Source organism: Pseudomonas sp. NPDC089758, assembly GCF_044748705.1.
GTDB classification, from domain to species: domain Bacteria; phylum Pseudomonadota; class Gammaproteobacteria; order Pseudomonadales; family Pseudomonadaceae; genus Aquipseudomonas; species Aquipseudomonas putida_X.
The window spans coordinates 78063-93225 of sequence record NZ_JBIVGN010000016.1 but is presented as its reverse complement, the minus strand read 5'-3'; the positions used below and the strand labels follow the sequence as shown (position 1 = coordinate 93225).

Here is a 15163-nt window from a genome sequence, read left to right as displayed (position 1 = left end):
ATGAAAAGAATGACCATCGACGCGGCCTTCACGCCGACGTCGCGCACTCGCACGCCCGAGGGTTACCTCTGCGTCAAGGGTATTGCGGCCCGCACGGGGGTTTACCAGTACGTTTCGACGGAGCTGGACCTACCGGGCCCGGCCCGCATCGTGAACGTCTACAAGCCCGCCGAGGAGCTGTTCAACCCTGAGTCGATGGCCACGGCGATCGACAAGGACGTGACCAACGACCACCCGGACGATCTGGTCGACTCGACCACCTTCCGCGACGTGTCTGTCGGCCATGCCCGCGGCTATGAGCGCGAGGGTGAAAACGCGGTCGTCGACATGATCATCAAGGATCAGTCGGCCATCGATGACATCGAGTCGGGCAAGGCTGAGCTCTCGCCCGGCTACACCGCCGAATACGTGCCCGAGGCTGGCATCGCCCCCGATGGCCAGTCCTACGAGTACGTGCAGCGGATCATCAAATACAACCACTTCGCGGTTGTTGATGCAGCGCGGGCCGGCAAGGTCGCCCGCATTTTTGACCACAAACCGAAAGGTATCCCCCCAATGGCGACCCGGAAAGTCTTCCTAGACTCCAAGAAAAGCCGCTCCGTCATCCTCGACGAAGAGACCGCAACGGTAGTCGAAGACGCCGTGTCAGGCCTCATGAAAACCCTGGATGAAGCCAACGAGCGCGCAGACAAGGCCGAAGCGGCCAAAGACGAAGCCGAAGAGAAGGCAGAAGAGGCGAAGAAATCGACCTCCGACGCTGCCATCGGCGAGCGCGTCAAGCTCACCCTCGACACCATCGCCTCCGCCTCGAAGATCGTGAAGAACTTCGACAGCAAGGGCCTGGTGTCCCCGCTGGAAATCAAGCGCGCCGCCCTGGCCCAGCTCAAGCCCACCCGCGACTGGGCCGGCAAGTCCGAGGCCTACATCACCGCCGCGTTCGACTCCGCCGAGGAGGACGCGAAGGAAACCACCGACGAGGATGACGAGGAAGACAGCAAGTCGACCAACGACAGCCTGCGTGGTTTGGCCAACGACCTGAAGAACCGTCCGAAGCTGACCAGCGACGGCTCTGACGCCTACAACAAGTTCCTGCGAGGTGAAAAGTAATGGCTACCGCCTTTGATACCTTCGACCAGTACGCCGGCAAGGCCTACGAGGGCCAGATCAACGATCAGTCCATGGCCGACATCACCTCTGGCGTAGCCGATGTGGTGATCCCGTTCGCTCGGGCCGTCGTGTCCGGCTCCGCCGCCAAGCGTGACGCGCTTCCCGGTGCCGGCGCTGGCTTCTTCCTGGGCATCTCGGTTCGCAAGACTGTAGGCGTCAGTTCCAGCTACGTCACTGGGCAAGGCAACGGCTCGGCCAACGTAGTCGGCAGCTACCGTGCCGGCGAGGAAACCAGCCGCGTCTCTCACGGGCGTATTTGGGTCAAGACCGTTGATGGCGCCACCGTCGGCGCCCAGGTCTATGCCAAGCCCACCACTGGCGAGCTGACCAATGCTTCCACCGCTGGCAACCACTTGCTGCCGGGCTGCACCTTCCTGACCGCTGCCGCGGCCGGTGAGCTGGCCCTGATGCAGGTCAAGGCCATCAACCAAACCACCATTGCCGCCTAAGGAGCGACCTATGAGAACAATGGACGCACAAGCCCAGGCGCAACTGGGCTTCCTGATCGGCAACCTGACGTACATCGAACAAGAGGTGCTGCGTCAGCCGTACCCGGACATCATGTACCCGCAGCTGCTCAATGTGGACACGTCGGCCCCGGACTACATCGAGTCCATCGGCTTCAAAGTGCTCGACTACAAGGGTGAGCCAGCGCCGATCGGCGACAAGTCGCACGACTTCCCTCGCGCAGAAATCGCGTCGAAGATCGGCGGCGTGGACGTTGTACAGGCAGCCCTGGGCTATGACTACACCCAGATCGAAGTCGGCAAGGCCATGGAAATGGCCAATGCCCAGGGCTTCGGTGGCGCGATCAACTACCTGGCCGAGAAGCCAATCGCCACCCGCACCCTGACCGAGCAGTGGCTGGATCGGGTGGCAATGGTTGGCGACGCGCGTTGGCCCTCACTGGCCACCGGAGGCCTGATCAAGTACCCGGGAGTGCCAGTACTAGCCACAGGAGCTCTGCTGGGCGGCTCGAACAAAACCTTCGCCCAGATCCTAGCTCAGGACCCTGATACTGCCGCCCAGGAAATGCTCACCCTGCTGAACAACCTGATCCTTCAGGTTTATTCGGTACAGACCAAGAGCATCTTCCGCCCGACGCACATCCTGCTGCCACTGACCCAGTACGGCCAACTGACCACTTACCGAATCCCAAACACTTCGGATACGTTGATCAGCTACTTGGAGCGAGTGCTCAAGGTCACCTTCGAGCCCGTTCTCCAGCTGGCAGGCGCGGGCGCAGGCGGCACCGACCGCATGGTCGCCTACACCAAGAATCCGCAGTTCGCGAAGTTCCACCTGCCGATGCCGTTCACCTTGAACGCGCCAATTCCATCGCAGGGCGGCCTACTGTTCGAGGCTGCAGGTGTGGTTCGCACCGCGGGTACAGAGCTGCGTGTGCCTCTGTCCCACGCCTACGTCGACGGCATCTAAGGGGGTCACCATGTCTTCGAAGAAGATCTACACCAACGTCAGCGCCAACCCTGTCGTCCTCTCGGACGGCAGTTCGGTGCAGCCGGGTGAGCAGACCACCGAAGCGCAGTTCGAACTGGCCAAGGGCTCATTCTGGGAGCAGCACGGCCTGCTGGTGGCCGGCGCCCCGGAGCAGCCTGATGATGCCAATGGCGATCTGCAGGCGCTGACTGAGGAGAACACCCAGCTCAAGGCTGACCTCTTCGCCGCCCAGGCCAAGCTGTCCGATCTGGAAGCCGCCACCAAGGGGCACCCAGAGCAGGTCAAGGCCCTGGAAGATCGCCTCACCCAGGAGTTGGCCCGTGCCAGCAAGCTGGAAAGCGAGCTGAAAGACGCCCAGGCCAAGCTGGCCGCCAAGAAGTAACCCAGTGTCACGGCCCCTTCACCGGGGCCTATGACTGGAGACCCTGATGGCTTCCATCACGAATATCAGCTCGCACCGAATCGACCTAGCCGACCTATCGTTGGGCCCGGGCGAAGCGATCAAGCACTTCGACGACCGAGAGGCAGAGCGCCTGAAGTCGACGAACTACTACCGGGCCGGCTGGATCAAGGTTGGCCCGTCGCCCGAGCCTCAAACCGATCAGGAGTAGAGCTATGGCCCTGTCCACCATCGCCGTGAATATCTCTGTGAAACCGCGCTGGTGGTTCATCCCGGCGCTATACGCCATCAACTGCGTGAACATCGGCTCGATCTTCAAGGGTTACAGGCCCTGGGTGCCAATGTGGATGGTTCGGATCGGCATCCAGATCAAGATCAGCAGGATACTCCATGGCTGACCTAATCTATTCAGTCACGCCCGAGATGGTCGACGAGTTCCGCGAGTTCTACGAAGAGTTCGCCGACCCGGCAAAGTGGTCAGACGCCAAGATCACCAAGGCCCTGAACATCGCCAAGGGCGAATTCGGCACCTGCGGCAACTGGGGTCTCTATGGCCCCTATTCGTTCCTGCAGCGCGGCTGGTTCGCCCTGGCGGCCCACTACCTGACCTGGAATGCGGCCACCACTGCCGCGACCGGTGCCGATGGCAGCGCCACCACGCCCTACGCCGTGTCCAGCAAGAGCGTTCGTGATGAGTCGGTGTCATACGCCGTCCCAGGCGCGAACGCATCGCTGACGGCCTGGGAGGCGGCACTGGCTCTCACCCCGTACGGGCTTGAGTATCTCCACCTGCGGCAGCGGGCCGGCATGGGGGCGATCTGCGTATGATTCGACCCACCGTAAGCCTCATCGGCCGTCAGCAGGTCGAGCAGGCCATGAAGGACCTTGCCCAGCGCCTGGAGCGTGAACAGCGCGTGCTGGTGGGCGTGCCCAAGGGAGCTGGCGAATACGAGGATGGCCTTACGATCGCCACTGTCGCAGCCGTGAACAACTTCGGCAGCGCCGATGGACACATTACTGCCAGGCCGTTTCTAGCCCCGGGCGTAGAGCGCGGCGCCCCACAGTATATGCGCCTGGTTGAGCTGATGATTCCGCAGGTGCTTACCGGCGATATGCAGATGCGCACCTTGCTTGATCAGCTCGGCGAGCTCGCTGAGGGCAACGTCAAGCAGCAGATCCTGGATACCTACACGCCGCCTAACGCGCAATCAACGATCGACAAGAAAGGCTCCGATCATCCCCTGATTGATACCGGCAATGCGGGTCTTCTGGGCTCAATTCGCTATGTCATCGATGACGGCGCTGATCCTATCGAGGAGGGCATCTGATGGGCCTGAACATGCGCGGGCACGTCAGCGGCCCCTTCGTGACGCATCGTGGCGTGCAGAGGATGCGCTACAGCAGCGAGATCATCGACTTTGAACCGAAGCTGACCATGACGCTGCTCGACACGTTCGATGCCAACGTCCAGCCGGCCAGCGACAAGGAAATCGAGTTCCTCCAGATCGGCGCCGAGCGGGTCAACGATATTCGGGTCATCCATCGCAACGACGGTAAGGGCATCGAGGTATCAACCCCGGGAAACCTGGCCGACATCCTCGTCTTCGCCGAGACCCCGGACAAGCCCGCCACCTGGTGGAAGGCTATGGCCACCGACTACCGCCCTTGGCACAACTTCTGCCGCGCGGTGATAGCCAAGCTGGACCCGGCCGAGATCGAGAAGCTTCAGGGGTACGCCAATGGTTGACACCGTCGCCCTCACGAAGGTCGTGTGCCAGGTGGTCGTTGCCGCCACTGGCCTGCCAGCCAACAAGGTGATCGTGGGCGACCCGGGCACATCAGCACCCGCCGGTACCTACGCCGCCGTGCGCATCGACAGCCCGGCCCAGTTCGGTCAGGCGCTCAAGACGCAGCGCAACGTGCCAGCCGCCGATGACCCGCGGTTCGAGGACATCATCGAGCGCGTGGCGATCCAGTTCACGATCGGGTTCAGCATCAACATCTACCGCGCCGGCGCCATGGGCATGGCCATGTCACTGTGCGAGGCGAACAAGCGCGAGCCGATCAAGACCATCCTGCGCCGCGCCAAGCTGGGCTGGTCCCGCGTATCTCCCATCAACAACCTGACAGGCCTCTACCAAGCAGCTATGGAAGAGCGTTCGCAGGTCACCCTGTACCTCTACGGCGAATCCGTAGCTGAAGACCGCATTCAGCGGATCTACCGCGTCGGCTTCGAGGTTCAAACCGAACAATCTGGCGCCATCGCGCAAGGGGAAGTAAATGCCTTATCCGGCTGAGAACATCATCAACATCGTCACGAACATCCGTGCGGCCGGCCTGGGCACTGCCAACTTTGGCGCAGGCATGGTATTCGCGGACTTCGACTCGTCCACTGACGCGACCTTTGCCGAGGGCTCGTACCGAGACTACGGCGGCGCCTCGGCGGTCGCGGCGGACTTCAGTATCGCGTCCGACCCATACCTTGCCGCACTGGCCTGGTTCTCGGCAGTGCCTAAGCCTCGTTCGCTGCGCATCTACCTGCGCCAGGAGAATGACAGCCCGGTCGAATCTCTCAATGACGCCATCAACAAGCGCATCTGGTTCTACTGGTATGAGTTCGAGACCACCATCCGCGCGAACGACGCCGATGTGCTGGCCCTGATCGCTGCCGGTGACGCTGCAGGCAAGTTCTACGCTGGCACCACGAACCAATCCTCGGTGCGCGACCCTAGCCTGGCCACTGACATCGCCAGTAAGGCCAAGCTGCAGGGTTCGCGCCGGTCGTTCTTGCTCAGCCATGCCACTGCCCCGTATGCCGGTTTCGAGCTGGGTGCCGTGTTCAGCCGGGTCAACTTCAATGCCGCGAACTCGACCATCACCGGCGAGTTCAAGAAGCTGCCAGGCATCGTTGCCGAAGACCTGACCAGCACCGCCTACAGCGCGATGAAGGAGAAAGGCGCGCCGTTCTATACGATCGTCGAAACCGGTGGCCAGGTGGATGCCGGCCGGGTGATCAACTCCAGGTCGACATCGAGCTTCGGCGAGTTCATCGACGACGTGTTCAATCTTGACGGTTTCGTCAATGCCTTGATCGTGAACCTCTACAACGCCCTGGCCAACGTGCCGACCAAGCTGAAGCAGACCCCCGAGGGGCAACAAGTGCTGATCGATGCTGCGGCCCAGATCGGCCAGCGCTTCATCGACAACGGCTATCTCGGCCCGCGGCAGTACACCAGCGACGAGACAGGTGAAGAGGTTCTGAGCGACGGCTACGAGATCCTCAGCAAGGCTGACGACATTCTCGACCTCACCGACGCCGAGCGCGCAGAGCGCTTGGCTGCCCCAATCATCATGCGCCTGTTCCGTGCCGGCGCCATCCACGCCGTAGACGTCACCGTCAACGTCGACTGAGGAGAGCCAGAGCATGGCACTGAGTGACCTGTCTGTAGAAAACACCATCGTGGTGATCACCGGCGTTGGCGTGCTGGATGACTGGGGGCGGACTGACCCTCCCTTCACGATCGAGCCGATCGACGACCAGGCAATCCTGAGTCGAGGCCTGGGTGGCAATGCTGTCCGCTTCCACCGCAAGAACCCAGGCCTGCGCCTGACCGTCAACCTGATGCCAGGCAGCCCCCAGGCCCTGGCACTGCAGGCCCAGGTCAACGCTAAGTCCGAGGTGTCTGGCTCCTACGCATCCATTGCCGGCCTTGAAGGTGCCGTCTTCTCCGAAGGCGTCATCACCCGCGGCAAGTCGATGGCACGCGGCGGCCCAGGCATGAACGACGCTACGTTCGTCATGGAATTTAACAAGGACAAGGTGGTATGACCCAGGCTCAAGACTACGTTCGTACCATCGAGCATGAGGGCGTGACCTACACATTCGGCATGCCCAGCGCTGAAAAGCAGCGCGCCGTGCTGTTCCGCCTTGGTAAATACGGTGTCGAGCCGCTGATTCGCGGCCTGGCCCAGGCCGAACTGGGGGCCGCCTCTTCGGTGGCCATTGCCGGCCAGATCGTGGGCGTGATGTTGTCCCGCATCCCAGAGGATGACTTCAACTTCATCTGCGACACGATGCTGAGCCAGCTGCACAAGGATGGCCAACTGGTCGGAATGCAGCAGTTCTCAGGCCGCCTGAAAACCTACTTCACCCTGGTGGTTCTGGCCCTCGGGAATGTGTTCGAGGATTTTACCGGACTCCTGACCCTCTTCCAGAGCTCTACCGGTTCAGCCGCGGAGCCCGAGGCGAGTCAGGAGAGCGCCTCAACCCAGCCATCGACTGGGACCTCTGGCGACCCTGCATAGGGATCCCCGGGGTTTGCCCTCCGCTCTGCACCTACAAAGACCTCACTGACGGCACCTACTCGCTGGGCTGGGTCAAGCGCGCCAACCTGGCGATGGATGAAATGCTGTACGTGCGGCAGCTGAACGACGAGATCCGGAGAGCGAACCCTTGAAAGTACTCGAAAGCTTCCTGATCGCTCTGGGCATCAAGGTCGACGAGAAATCGTTCCAGAAGGCCGACGCGGCTTTCGGCGGGCTCACCAAGTCAGCGCTGCAGTTCGGCGCCGTGCTGGCAAGCAAGCTGGCCATCGACAAGGTGGTGGGCGACTTCAAGAGCGCCGGCACCGAGCTGAACAACTTCAACCGACTGACTGGGCTCAGCACCCAGAATGTGCAGGCTCTGGGCCAGGCTCTGGCCGCTCAGGGTGGGAATGCGCAAGACGCCTTCGCAGCCATGCAGAAGATCCAGGACCTTATGGCATCCCCCATCACCGGGAATGTCGGCTGGTTTGGCGATGTGGCCAAGCTGGGGCTCGATCCGAACGCCATCATCGGCGCTCAGGACACGGCCGAGGCACTGGCCAACATCGCCGGCGCCTTCGAGAGGATGACGCCGCTGAATCAGCGCCTCGCCGGCCAGGCCTTGGGCTTCGACGAGAACACCATACGCCTACTGATGAAGGGGCGCGACGAGGTCGAGAAGCAGCTGGATTCCCGCAGCAAGCTGGGGATCATGACCCAGAAGCAGGTCGAAGACGCGGCCCGCCTCACCAAGGCGAACGCTGAGCTCAACCTGGTATTCACCGACATGGGGAACACCATTGCGGGCGAACTGGTGCCGGCCTTTGCCGAACTGGCTGAGGACTTCACTGCCTTCTACCGCGACAACAAGGACCTGGTGGATTCTGGGCTGGAGGCCTTCTTCGGCACCCTGGCCAAGAACATCGAGCTCGTCTCGGCTGCCCTGGTGTTGATGGGAGGTGCCAGCGCACTGAAAGGCCTTGCTGCGCTGCGTGCGCTGGTTGGCTTGGGTGGTGCCGCAGGAGCTGCTGGAGCTGCCGGCGCAGCGGCCGGAGGTGCGGCTGCTGGTGCATCGGGATTGGCTGTGGCCGGTGGTGGCGCGGCTGCTTTGCTGTACTCCGGCAGCCTGAGTGCTGGTGAAGATCAGGATTTGCTGAACAACCGTCTTCGTAAGGGTGGCTCAGAAGCCGCAGTGGCGGTCATGGACTTCTTCCGCGCCAAGGGCTGGTCTGCGGAGCAGGCGGCTGGCATCGCGGCGAACCTTGAGCAGGAAAGCGGATTCAGGCCTGACGCCGTTGGTGACGGCGGGAATGCCTACGGCCTTGCCCAGTGGCACCCGGACAGGCAGGCGAACTTCGCCAAGTACTCCGGCAAAGACATCCGCAGTTCCACCGCGACCGAGCAGCTCGAGTTCATCCATCACGAGCTGACCAAGGGAGCCGAGAAGTCGGCGGGCGAGCGCCTGAAATTGGCCGCAAGCGCAAGACAGGCAGCCGGCATCGTCTCTCGTTACTACGAGCGCCCCGCAGACGCCGACGGCGAAGTGTCCAGGCGAGGCGATATCGCCGACAACTACGGTCTGCCCCAGGCGTCAGGCTCGACAGCACCTATTTTGGACCTGCGCGACCCCGAGCAGTGGGCAAAGGTGCAGGCCGATCTTTCCAGATCCGGTAAGAAAGGGCCGAGCATCCTGGAGCAGATCGAAGCGTGGGCGAAAAACCAGCGCCGGGCACCGGAGCAATACACCGCAGGCGATGTTGTTACGCCGGCAGCCTCGCCTTTGGCGCCTGCGACAAGCCCTGCGACGCCAGGACAGTCGGTGCATAACGTGGATAACCGCCAGTTCCATATCCACGGCGCTGATACCGAGAAGGTCAAGCAGCTTTACAACGAGCAGCTCAGCACCCTGATTGACCACACCACCCAAGACTTCAGGAGCCCTGAAAAATGAGCATCGCCGATGGGGTCATGAGCATCTTTTCGAAGGCGCTGCCCATGCTTGGCCCTATCGAGTTCGACGCCAAGCTTGAGGGTGCAACCAGCAAGGCCGTGCAGCTAACCGAGTTCCCAGTGGAGTTCGGCACCAATGGCAACGACCATGCGCGCCTGCTGCCAGACCGCTACCTGCTGACTGGCGCGGTTTCCAACACCCCGCTGGGTATTGGCCTGGATGATTTGGGCATGATGGGGGTTGGCGCAATCTCCAGCGCCATCGGCGGCGTGGCCGGGGCTGCGATATCGACGGTTTCGGCCTACTTGCTCTCAGGCAGCGAGGCAACCCGGGCTGCAACCGCCTGGGCGGCTTTGACGGCGCTCCTCCAGTCGCGCGCTAGGTTTGACCTGGTCACCGAGTACGAAACGCTAAAGAACATGGTCCTGATACGACTGGATCAGCGCACTCGACCCGACGACGAGGATGGTCTCGTGTTCGTGGCTGAGCTGCAGCAGGTAAGGGTTATCAGCTCGCAGGTGACACGCGGCGTAACTTCGTCCGATCAGCTGCTCCAGAACGACCCTGTGGCGACTCAAGGCGCGCCGATGGTCTCGTCCGGCTCAGCTTCGGTCGAGGTGATCCAGTGAGCCGCTATAAGGTAGACATCCAGGCCCTCCCAGCGCAGACCTTCAACGCTCCGCTCGGCAGCAACACCCTCGTTATCGAACTGCAATGGATGGCCAGGCTGGAGGTGTTCCGCGTGAGCATTAGCACGGCCTCTGGCAACTTGCTGACCGCTGGACGGTTCCTTCTGCCTGACGTAGACCTGCTGGCCGGCCTGTATCCACCGCCAAAGGTGAATTACGGATCGTTGATCCTCGAAGGCAAGCAACCCACCCCAGACAATCTGGGGGTCGACAACACGCTGGTGTGGTCCGATGAGCGATGAAATCTATCTACGCCGGTACCGGCTGAAGCTTGGCCGCGACTCAGGCGGCAAGATCTACGAGATGCGGCCTGACAGTGATGGCTTGCGCATTACTTTCCAGGTCATCCACTTCGCCGGCAATGCTTTCAGTGTGGCCGAGATCACCATCTACAACGTGTCCGACTACTCGACTCGGCAGATGCTGGGCGACGGCGCGGCCAAGAAATACGAGTTCATTTCGCTGGAGGCCGGGTATGCCAGCACCTTCGGCAGCGTGTTCCTGGGCCAGATCACCAACGTGCAGAAGGTCATGGAAGACGGCGGCTCAACTCGGGGCGTCAAGTTCTTCTGCCGCTCGCAGGCTCAGGAGCGGGATGAGCGAATCATCAACCTGACGCTGTCGCCAGAGACTGACCCTGTCCAGATCATCGAGGAGTGCGCCCAGCGCTTCGGCGGAGAGATCCAGTTCTTCGGAGATTTCGCCGATCTCAAACGCCGGTCCGGGGGCACGGTTCTGCAGGGCAGCCCGGTCGCATGCATGAACGAGCTGGCCAGCGCCTGGGAGTTCGACTGGATGATCGAGAACGGCGCCACCAAGATCATCAAGAAAGGCTTTGCGATGCCCAACGAGGTGTTCGTTATTAACGCGTCCAGCGGCATGATCGGCTCACCGGTGGTGACCGACACAGAGGTCGGCATCAGGTGCGCCCTGAACCCCAAGCTTAAGCTCGGCGACACCATCAAGCTCGAATCCATGGCCCCGCAATTTGAATTCTCCGGGGCCTTTTTCTATGAGGTCCCGCGCACCATTGGCGAAGGCTTCTACCGCATCAACTCCCTGGCCATCATCGGTGACTCACACGGCGACGAGTGGGAAAGCCAAATCAGCTGCCTGCGGCTGGACACCATGGCCCAGTCTGGAATCTCTGATAGGGCGACTCGATGAATGACCCGTTGGCATCCCGCACCCGGGAACAGTTCGCGAAAATGCTGCGCGAGATCTTCGGCGAATACCTCAAGGACAACGTCCGCACCAGCGTTCCCGGGCATGTGCTTAGCTTCGATCCCGACACGCAGCTGGCAGAGGTGCAGATCGGCCTTATGCTAGAGCCTCGGGTGGGAGATCCGGAGCCGCGCAGGCAGATTGTTCGAGTGCCAGTTCAGTTCTGGGGTGGATCAGGCGGAACTCTTGAGTGCCGTATTGGGGCCGGTGTTGAAGGAGCCATTTTCTTCTCTCAGGAGTGCATCGACTCCTGGGTAGACCAAGGTGGCGTGGCCGCCAAGTCCGAGCCGCGCCGGTTCTCCATCAATGATGCCTACTTCACCCCCGGGATTCGCTCGGTACCAGGGGCGATCACCGATTTCGCTAATGACGGCATCCGCCTACGCAACAACAGTGGGTCGATGTACGCCTGGCTGAAGGATGACACCTCAATTTCGCTGAGCAACGGCGCCGGGTTCATCACCATTGGCGCCGACGGCACCGTGAACATCAACGGTGTGACCATCAGCCCTGCCAGCCTGGTCACAACGCCGAACGACGTTGTAGCGGGCGAGATCAGCCTCAAGCTGCATCGTACCTCCGGCGTCCAGCAAGGCACGCAGATCAGTGGAGTACCCATCCCATGACCGTTCGCAAGCTCGACGCCAACGGCGACCTGGCAATGGGGCAGGAAAAGCTCATGACCGGCTACTCAGCCGAAGAGGTGGCGCAGAACGTGCGCACCCGCCTCAAGTTCTTCCTGGGCGAATGGTTCCTGAACACAGCCGACGGCACCGATTGGTTCGGCGGCGTGCTGGGAAAAGGATCACGCCTGGCGACGCGGGAGTCGATCATCCGCCGCCGCATCCTGCTCACGCCAGGTTGCGTGGGCATGACGGCCTTCAGCGTCACCTCGGATGCAGTAACCCGCCAACTGACCGTGGCCGCGACCATCATCAGCGCCTCAGGCGAGAGCGCCGACATCAACTTCGTACAGGCAATCGTCTAATGGCCGAAATCAATGACCAGGGCATCACGGGCACTTCGCTGAATGAGTACTTGGCCGACCTGCAGACCCGGACGCTCGCGATAGACCCGGATTGGAACCTTGACCCTGATACGCCGGATGGCGAAAAGCTCGGTATCGACGCCGAGATGCTGGCCAACCTGGACGAAGGCATCGTGGCCGCCTACCGGGCCAAGGACCCGGACAGCGCGACGGGTGAGGCCTTACGCAACATTGGCAAGATCTCAGGGGTTGCCATTCGCGATGCCACCTACTCGGTCGCACCGATCACCATCACTGGCCCAGCCGGCACCGTGCTGCCGGCCAACTCGCAGATTCGCAGCAAGGTCGACAACACTCTCTGGCTGACCACCGCTGCGATCGTGATCGGTGTCTCGCAGAGCGCCACCGGCTTCGCTACCTGTGTTACTCCCGGTCGCGTGCTGGCTGCAGCCGGAGAGCTGACAGTGATCGGCACCCCATACCCTGGTTGGTCATCGGTGACCAATGCCGCCGCCGCCCCGGGCGAAGATGCTGAATCGGACGTTGAATTTCGCGCCAGGAGAAACAATTCGGTGTCGCTGCCTGGCAGCAACATGAAGGACAACATGCTGGCAGCTGTCGCCAACGTAGCCGGCGTGACGGATGTGAAGATCCTTGAGAACAACAGCGATGAGCCAGCTGACCCTGACGGCATCCCTTACACCGCAATCGCGGTCATCGTGAATGGCGGCTCAGACCAAGACGTTGGCCAGGCGATGTACTCGAAGTACAACCCGGGCACACCGATGTACCCCCGTTACAGCACCAAAACCGACACTTGGGTAGATCCTCCTGGGGCGACCGGGGTGAAGGTGCAGATCACGTCGCCTTCCACCGGTAACAACGAAACGATGACGTTCCAGCGTGCAGTGGCCCTACCGATATACGTTTCGGTTGAGGTGCAGCGAAAGGGCAACCTGCCAAGTGATATCGAGCAGCGCATCAAGGACGCCATAGTTGAGGACTCGACCAAAAAGCTGTTCTCCGACGACCAGGTGAAGGGATTCAACCAGGGCGGCTACGACATTGGCGAAGTGGTACCCGTCGGGCGCCTGTACACGCCAGTCAACAAGGTGCTGGGCCAGTACGGCGACAGCTACATCACCAGCTTGACCATAGGACTGAGCGCCGGCAGCCAGGGCGTGGCACCAATTCAGCCAGGGATTGCCGAATTGGCGACCTTCGACCCAGACAACATCACGGTATTGGTACCGCTATGAAAATGGACCATGTAGCGCGCGCCAAGAAGCGGATCATCAACCAGTACCGCGGCAAGCAGCGCATGACGCGCTGGCTCACGCTCACCCCGACTATCGCCAACGAGAAGCTTGAGAAGCCGATCAGCCAGATCTATTCGGCCTACGACGTGGACAGCGCCACAGGCGAGGACCTGGATGTTATCGGGCGCATCGTTGGGGTGCCCAGGCCAATACTGCGCGCCGCCGCCTATGACGTATTCGGTTACGCCGGCAACGACAACTACACCAATTACAACGTCGCGCCCTACATCGGCGACGGCGCTGCGGTGGATGCACCGCTGAACAATGACCTGTATCGCAAGCTGATAAAGGCGAAGATCGCCCGAAACGTCAGCGACGGCACCAGCGACAGCATCATCAAGCTGCTGGAGGTCGTTATAGGGGTTAAGGTCACCGCGCTGAACAGTAACGGCGACAAGTCGTTCGACATCGGGATTGCATCGGAACTCGACAACACCACGCAGTTCCTGCTGGAAAACTTCGACCTGATCCCAAGGCCTCAGGGAACCAGGATAGGCCAGATCTACATCCTGCCCACCAACATCAGCGAGATCGAGCGCACATCAAGCCTGATCTTCAACTATGCCAACTTCACCCTGCCTGGAGACGTTTCCTGATGGCACGAGAGGCTTTCAATACCCGCTGGGCACAAGGCGTCGAGACCCAGGACAACGACAACACCTTCAAGGTGCCCGACAACGCCCGGCAGAATACCGGCTGGGAGGGTGGGCAGGACAAGGACGCCCCGCGCGCAGGCCAGGAAAACTGGTGGCACAACCGAGTAGATTCTGCACTGCAGGACCTCGAGCGGCGCGGAGTAATGGCCTATCACCCGCAGGCTGTTTATTCAGCCGGGGCACCATGCTATACGCCAGAGGACGGGCTGTTCTATGAGTCCGTTGCCAATGCCAACGTAGGTAATGCCCCGGCCAGTAGTCCGACCTACTGGCGCTTGATCGGCGCCAGCCTTTATTCGTCATTCAGCGTTGGCGAATACAAGGATGTGGCTCACAACGGGTCTCCTGATCCCGGCTGGCTGAAGTGTGTTGGGTCGGTACTTATCCGATCGGCCTACCCCAAGCTATTCGCTGTGATCGGCACAACTTACAACACAGGTGGTGAGCTCAGCACCGAATTCAGGCTGCCCGACTGGCGCGGGGTATTTCCTCGCTTCCTGGATGATGGGCGCGGGCTGAACTCAGGACGTACGCTCGGCAATACGCTGGAGCCAAGTCAAAACCTGGCTCACTCGCACAGCGCATCAGCCGCAGCAGCGGGCCAGCACAGCCACACTATGACATTCATGCTGGACCGGACAGTTGGTACGCCTGGCAACGCCGTGTACGGCGATGAAAACTACTACGGCACTGAGACAAAGAGCACATCTCTAGGCGGCACACATACCCACACGATAAGTCTCGGTTCAAACGGCGGCACGGAAGCGAGGCCAGTCAACCTCGCCCAGGTTAGGTGGATTCGATACCTATGAACCAGAAAACCGTCTACCAGTACGACCAGAACGGCTTCTACCTCGGTGAGACGATCGCCGAACGCGACCCTCAAGTGCCGGGTAACTGGCTTCTTCCAGCCGGGTGCACCGAAACGAAGCCGCCGATCTTCACCGCCGGCAAGCTGCCGAAGTGGGTCGGCTACAAGTGGAAACTGATCAGCCCGTAGGTGAGA

At 61.3% G+C, this 15163-nt stretch carries 23 protein-coding genes; all 23 read left to right on the top strand.

The window, feature by feature from the left end:
* The 23 genes from ACIPZH_RS20320 (at position 1) to ACIPZH_RS20210 (ending at position 15157) form a co-directional block, all read left to right on the top strand.
* Positions 1-1107 (top strand): DUF2213 domain-containing protein, encoded by a 1107-nt coding sequence (locus ACIPZH_RS20320; protein ID WP_400637563.1) that lies wholly within the window; start codon positions 1-3, stop codon positions 1105-1107.
* Positions 1107-1616 (top strand): hypothetical protein, encoded by a 510-nt coding sequence (locus ACIPZH_RS20315; protein WP_400637561.1) that lies wholly within the window; start codon positions 1107-1109, stop codon positions 1614-1616. Before ACIPZH_RS20320 ends, ACIPZH_RS20315 begins: the two co-directional genes overlap by 1 nt.
* A gap of 10 nt (positions 1617-1626) precedes the next feature.
* Positions 1627-2604 carry a major capsid family protein gene (locus tag ACIPZH_RS20310; RefSeq protein ID WP_400637559.1) on the top strand — a complete coding sequence of 326 codons (978 nt, stop codon included), beginning with the start codon at positions 1627-1629 and terminating at the stop codon, positions 2602-2604.
* Positions 2605-2614: 10 nt separating this feature from the next.
* The gene (locus tag ACIPZH_RS20305) at positions 2615-3007 is read left to right on the top strand and encodes a hypothetical protein (RefSeq protein ID WP_400637558.1); all 393 of its coding nucleotides are present in this window, start codon (positions 2615-2617) and stop codon (positions 3005-3007) included.
* A 46-nt stretch (positions 3008-3053) separates the two neighbouring features.
* Positions 3054-3236 (top strand): hypothetical protein, encoded by a 183-nt coding sequence (locus tag ACIPZH_RS20300; RefSeq protein ID WP_400637557.1) that lies wholly within the window; start codon positions 3054-3056, stop codon positions 3234-3236.
* Positions 3237-3240: 4 nt separating this feature from the next.
* Positions 3241-3423, top strand: coding sequence for a hypothetical protein (locus ACIPZH_RS20295; RefSeq protein WP_400637556.1), 183 nt, complete (start codon positions 3241-3243; stop codon positions 3421-3423).
* Positions 3416-3853 carry a DUF4054 domain-containing protein gene (locus ACIPZH_RS20290; RefSeq protein ID WP_400637555.1) on the top strand — a complete coding sequence of 146 codons (438 nt, stop codon included), beginning with the start codon at positions 3416-3418 and terminating at the stop codon, positions 3851-3853. The genes ACIPZH_RS20295 and ACIPZH_RS20290 overlap by 8 nt, the downstream gene beginning before the upstream one ends.
* Before the next feature lie 47 nt (positions 3854-3900).
* Positions 3901-4353 (top strand): hypothetical protein, encoded by a 453-nt coding sequence (locus tag ACIPZH_RS20285; protein WP_400637554.1) that lies wholly within the window; start codon positions 3901-3903, stop codon positions 4351-4353.
* Positions 4353-4772: a hypothetical protein gene (locus ACIPZH_RS20280; protein WP_400637553.1), complete on the top strand. Its 420-nt coding sequence runs from the start codon at positions 4353-4355 to the stop codon at positions 4770-4772. Before ACIPZH_RS20285 ends, ACIPZH_RS20280 begins: the two co-directional genes overlap by 1 nt.
* On the top strand, positions 4765-5322 hold the full coding sequence (locus tag ACIPZH_RS20275) for an LIC_12616 family protein (RefSeq protein ID WP_400637552.1): 558 nt from the start codon (positions 4765-4767) through the stop codon (positions 5320-5322). Before ACIPZH_RS20280 ends, ACIPZH_RS20275 begins: the two co-directional genes overlap by 8 nt.
* Complete coding sequence (locus ACIPZH_RS20270; RefSeq protein ID WP_400637551.1) at positions 5306-6436, top strand: DUF3383 family protein; 1131 nt, start codon at positions 5306-5308, stop codon at positions 6434-6436. Before ACIPZH_RS20275 ends, ACIPZH_RS20270 begins: the two co-directional genes overlap by 17 nt.
* A 13-nt stretch (positions 6437-6449) precedes the next feature.
* The gene (locus ACIPZH_RS20265; protein ID WP_400637550.1) at positions 6450-6854 is read left to right on the top strand and encodes a hypothetical protein; all 405 of its coding nucleotides are present in this window, start codon (positions 6450-6452) and stop codon (positions 6852-6854) included.
* Positions 6851-7330, top strand: coding sequence for a phage tail assembly chaperone (locus tag ACIPZH_RS20260; protein WP_400637548.1), 480 nt, complete (start codon positions 6851-6853; stop codon positions 7328-7330). The genes ACIPZH_RS20265 and ACIPZH_RS20260 overlap by 4 nt, the downstream gene beginning before the upstream one ends.
* A gap of 148 nt (positions 7331-7478) precedes the next feature.
* The gene (locus ACIPZH_RS20255) at positions 7479-9281 is read left to right on the top strand and encodes a phage tail tip lysozyme (RefSeq protein ID WP_400637546.1); all 1803 of its coding nucleotides are present in this window, start codon (positions 7479-7481) and stop codon (positions 9279-9281) included.
* The gene (locus ACIPZH_RS20250; RefSeq protein WP_400637545.1) at positions 9278-9910 is read left to right on the top strand and encodes a phage baseplate protein; all 633 of its coding nucleotides are present in this window, start codon (positions 9278-9280) and stop codon (positions 9908-9910) included. Before ACIPZH_RS20255 ends, ACIPZH_RS20250 begins: the two co-directional genes overlap by 4 nt.
* Complete coding sequence (locus ACIPZH_RS20245; protein ID WP_400637544.1) at positions 9907-10212, top strand: phage baseplate plug protein; 306 nt, start codon at positions 9907-9909, stop codon at positions 10210-10212. The genes ACIPZH_RS20250 and ACIPZH_RS20245 overlap by 4 nt, the downstream gene beginning before the upstream one ends.
* Positions 10202-11137: a baseplate hub protein gene (locus ACIPZH_RS20240; protein WP_400637543.1), complete on the top strand. Its 936-nt coding sequence runs from the start codon at positions 10202-10204 to the stop codon at positions 11135-11137. Before ACIPZH_RS20245 ends, ACIPZH_RS20240 begins: the two co-directional genes overlap by 11 nt.
* A complete protein-coding gene (locus tag ACIPZH_RS20235; RefSeq protein WP_400637541.1) occupies positions 11134-11820 on the top strand; it encodes a Gp138 family membrane-puncturing spike protein in 687 nt (228 codons plus the stop codon). The genes ACIPZH_RS20240 and ACIPZH_RS20235 overlap by 4 nt, the downstream gene beginning before the upstream one ends.
* Positions 11817-12182 (top strand): hypothetical protein, encoded by a 366-nt coding sequence (locus ACIPZH_RS20230; protein ID WP_400637539.1) that lies wholly within the window; start codon positions 11817-11819, stop codon positions 12180-12182. The genes ACIPZH_RS20235 and ACIPZH_RS20230 overlap by 4 nt, the downstream gene beginning before the upstream one ends.
* Positions 12182-13441: a baseplate J/gp47 family protein gene (locus tag ACIPZH_RS20225; RefSeq protein WP_400637537.1), complete on the top strand. Its 1260-nt coding sequence runs from the start codon at positions 12182-12184 to the stop codon at positions 13439-13441. Before ACIPZH_RS20230 ends, ACIPZH_RS20225 begins: the two co-directional genes overlap by 1 nt.
* The gene (locus ACIPZH_RS20220) at positions 13438-14097 is read left to right on the top strand and encodes a DUF2612 domain-containing protein (protein WP_400637536.1); all 660 of its coding nucleotides are present in this window, start codon (positions 13438-13440) and stop codon (positions 14095-14097) included. Before ACIPZH_RS20225 ends, ACIPZH_RS20220 begins: the two co-directional genes overlap by 4 nt.
* Complete coding sequence (locus tag ACIPZH_RS20215; protein WP_400637534.1) at positions 14097-14969, top strand: phage tail protein; 873 nt, start codon at positions 14097-14099, stop codon at positions 14967-14969. Before ACIPZH_RS20220 ends, ACIPZH_RS20215 begins: the two co-directional genes overlap by 1 nt.
* Positions 14966-15157: a hypothetical protein gene (locus ACIPZH_RS20210; protein ID WP_197879367.1), complete on the top strand. Its 192-nt coding sequence runs from the start codon at positions 14966-14968 to the stop codon at positions 15155-15157. The genes ACIPZH_RS20215 and ACIPZH_RS20210 overlap by 4 nt, the downstream gene beginning before the upstream one ends.
* Positions 15158-15163 lie beyond the last annotated feature (6 nt).

Excerpts from the sequence above, each read along its gene's own strand:
- ACIPZH_RS20320 (WP_400637563.1), top strand. The coding sequence starts at position 1 with ATGAAAAGAATGACCATCGACGCGGCCTTCACGCCGACGTCGCGCACT.
- ACIPZH_RS20315 (WP_400637561.1), top strand. The coding sequence starts at position 1,107 with ATGGCTACCGCCTTTGATACCTTCGACCAGTACGCCGGCAAGGCCTAC.
- ACIPZH_RS20310 (WP_400637559.1), top strand. The coding sequence starts at position 1,627 with ATGAGAACAATGGACGCACAAGCCCAGGCGCAACTGGGCTTCCTGATC.
- ACIPZH_RS20305 (WP_400637558.1), top strand. The coding sequence starts at position 2,615 with ATGTCTTCGAAGAAGATCTACACCAACGTCAGCGCCAACCCTGTCGTC.
- ACIPZH_RS20300 (WP_400637557.1), top strand. The coding sequence starts at position 3,054 with ATGGCTTCCATCACGAATATCAGCTCGCACCGAATCGACCTAGCCGAC.
- ACIPZH_RS20295 (WP_400637556.1), top strand. The coding sequence starts at position 3,241 with ATGGCCCTGTCCACCATCGCCGTGAATATCTCTGTGAAACCGCGCTGG.
- ACIPZH_RS20290 (WP_400637555.1), top strand. The coding sequence starts at position 3,416 with ATGGCTGACCTAATCTATTCAGTCACGCCCGAGATGGTCGACGAGTTC.
- ACIPZH_RS20285 (WP_400637554.1), top strand. The coding sequence starts at position 3,901 with ATGAAGGACCTTGCCCAGCGCCTGGAGCGTGAACAGCGCGTGCTGGTG.
- ACIPZH_RS20280 (WP_400637553.1), top strand. The coding sequence starts at position 4,353 with ATGGGCCTGAACATGCGCGGGCACGTCAGCGGCCCCTTCGTGACGCAT.
- ACIPZH_RS20275 (WP_400637552.1), top strand. The coding sequence starts at position 4,765 with ATGGTTGACACCGTCGCCCTCACGAAGGTCGTGTGCCAGGTGGTCGTT.
- ACIPZH_RS20270 (WP_400637551.1), top strand. The coding sequence starts at position 5,306 with ATGCCTTATCCGGCTGAGAACATCATCAACATCGTCACGAACATCCGT.
- ACIPZH_RS20265 (WP_400637550.1), top strand. The coding sequence starts at position 6,450 with ATGGCACTGAGTGACCTGTCTGTAGAAAACACCATCGTGGTGATCACC.
- ACIPZH_RS20260 (WP_400637548.1), top strand. The coding sequence starts at position 6,851 with ATGACCCAGGCTCAAGACTACGTTCGTACCATCGAGCATGAGGGCGTG.
- ACIPZH_RS20250 (WP_400637545.1), top strand. The coding sequence starts at position 9,278 with ATGAGCATCGCCGATGGGGTCATGAGCATCTTTTCGAAGGCGCTGCCC.
- ACIPZH_RS20240 (WP_400637543.1), top strand. The coding sequence starts at position 10,202 with ATGAGCGATGAAATCTATCTACGCCGGTACCGGCTGAAGCTTGGCCGC.
- ACIPZH_RS20235 (WP_400637541.1), top strand. The coding sequence starts at position 11,134 with ATGAATGACCCGTTGGCATCCCGCACCCGGGAACAGTTCGCGAAAATG.
- ACIPZH_RS20230 (WP_400637539.1), top strand. The coding sequence starts at position 11,817 with ATGACCGTTCGCAAGCTCGACGCCAACGGCGACCTGGCAATGGGGCAG.
- ACIPZH_RS20225 (WP_400637537.1), top strand. The coding sequence starts at position 12,182 with ATGGCCGAAATCAATGACCAGGGCATCACGGGCACTTCGCTGAATGAG.
- ACIPZH_RS20220 (WP_400637536.1), top strand. The coding sequence starts at position 13,438 with ATGAAAATGGACCATGTAGCGCGCGCCAAGAAGCGGATCATCAACCAG.
- ACIPZH_RS20215 (WP_400637534.1), top strand. The coding sequence starts at position 14,097 with ATGGCACGAGAGGCTTTCAATACCCGCTGGGCACAAGGCGTCGAGACC.
- ACIPZH_RS20210 (WP_197879367.1), top strand. The coding sequence starts at position 14,966 with ATGAACCAGAAAACCGTCTACCAGTACGACCAGAACGGCTTCTACCTC.